This is a genomic window from Rathayibacter sp. AY1D5 (assembly GCF_002932515.1).
Taxonomy (GTDB): domain Bacteria; phylum Actinomycetota; class Actinomycetes; order Actinomycetales; family Microbacteriaceae; genus Rathayibacter.
In genome coordinates, this window is the sequence record NZ_PSVU01000111.1 from 1 (window position 1) to 1,517 (window position 1,517).

The window sequence follows — 1,517 nt, forward strand, 5'->3', positions numbered from 1 at the left end:
CGCGAGGACGGCCAGATCGGTGTCGGTGACGGGCCGGCCCTGGCAGGCCTTCCGGACGCCGCTGACGATCTTCTCGCGGCTGAACGGCTCCACGACTCCGCTGCGCTTGATCACGACGAGGCTCGCGGTCTCGGTCGTCGAGAAGCGCCGACCGCACGACGGGCACTGCCGGCGGCGGCGGATCGAGAGGCCGTCGTCGCTCGTGCGCGAGTCGATCACTCGGGAGTCGGGGTGCCGGCAGAAGGGGCAGAACATCGAGGGCCTCTCGGTCTCAGGCGAAGCGGGCGTCGACGGCGTCGCCGTGGGCGGGCAGCGCCTCGGCGTCGCTGAGAGCGCGGATGTGCGGGGCGACGCGCTCGAGCGCACCGCGGTCGTACGAGATCAGCTGCTGCGGCCGGAGGAAGGTGTAGGCGCCGAGCCCGGAGGAGAAGCGCGCCTGCCCCAGCGTCGGGAGCACGTGGTTGGAGCCGGCGAGGTAGTCGCCCAGGCTCACCGGGGTGGTCGGGCCGAGGAAGATCGCGCCGGCGTCGTGGATCCGCTCGGCCGTCGCGACGGGGTCGGCCGTGTGCAGCTCGAGGTGCTCGGGGCCGTAGGCGTCGCTGAACGCGCAGGCGAGCTCGAGGTCGTCGACGATCACGAGCGCGGACTGCGGGCCGTCGAGTGCGATGGCCACGCGCTCCGCGTGGTGGGTGGCGGCGGCCTGGGCGGCGACCTCGCGCTCGACGGCGGCGGCGAGCTCGGCGCTGTCGGTGACCAGGACCGCGGAGGCGGCCTCGTCGTGCTCGGCCTGGCTGACCAGGTCGGCGGCGACCAGGCGCGGGTCGGCGGAGTCGTCGGCGATCACGAGGATCTCGGTCGGGCCCGCCTCGGAGTCGATGCCGACCTGCCCGAGCACCTGGCGCTTCGCGGTGGTGACCCAGACGTTGCCCGGCCCGGTGATGATGCTGACGGGGTCCAGCCCGATCGAGTCGACGCCGTAGGCCAGTGCGGCGACGGCTCCGGCGCCTCCGACCGCGTAGACCTCGTCGATGCCGAGCAGAGCGGCCGCCGCGAGGATCGTGGGGTGGACGGAGCCGCCGAACGCCTTCTGCGGCGGCGAGACCAGGGCGATGGAGGCGACTCCGGCGGCTTGCGCGGGCACGGCGTTCATGACGACGCTCGACGGGTAGACCGCCTTGCCGCCGGGGACGTACAGCCCGGCGCGGGCGACGGGCTGCCAGCGCTGGGTGACCGTGGCGCCGTCGTCGAGCTCGGTGGTGCGGGGCGGGGGGATCTGCGCGGCGCTGGCGCGGCGGACGCGCGCGATCGCCTCCTCGAGTGCGCTGCGGATGGCGGGGTCGAGGCGGTCGAGCGCCTCGGCGATCTGCTCGGCGGGCACGCGGAGGTGCGGGGGGCGCACGCCGTCCAGCCGCTCCGCCTGGTCGAGGAGCGCTTCCGCGCCGCGTTCTCGGACGTCGGCGATCAGCTCGGCGACGACGGGCCCGACGGAGGCGGACGTGCTCGGATTGCGGGGCACG

At 74.8% G+C, this 1,517-nt stretch carries 2 protein-coding genes; both read right to left on the reverse strand.

All coding sequences use genetic code 11. From position 1 onward, the window contains the following. The coding region (locus C5C82_RS17040; RefSeq protein ID WP_104355433.1) for an ATP cone domain-containing protein at positions 1–255 on the reverse strand (255 nt) is incomplete at its 3' end. A gap of 16 nt (positions 256–271) precedes the next feature. Next, on the reverse strand, positions 272–1,516 hold the full coding sequence (gene hisD / locus C5C82_RS17045; protein WP_258066174.1) for a histidinol dehydrogenase: 1,245 nt from the start codon (positions 1,514–1,516) through the stop codon (positions 272–274). Position 1,517: the final 1 nt, after the last annotated feature.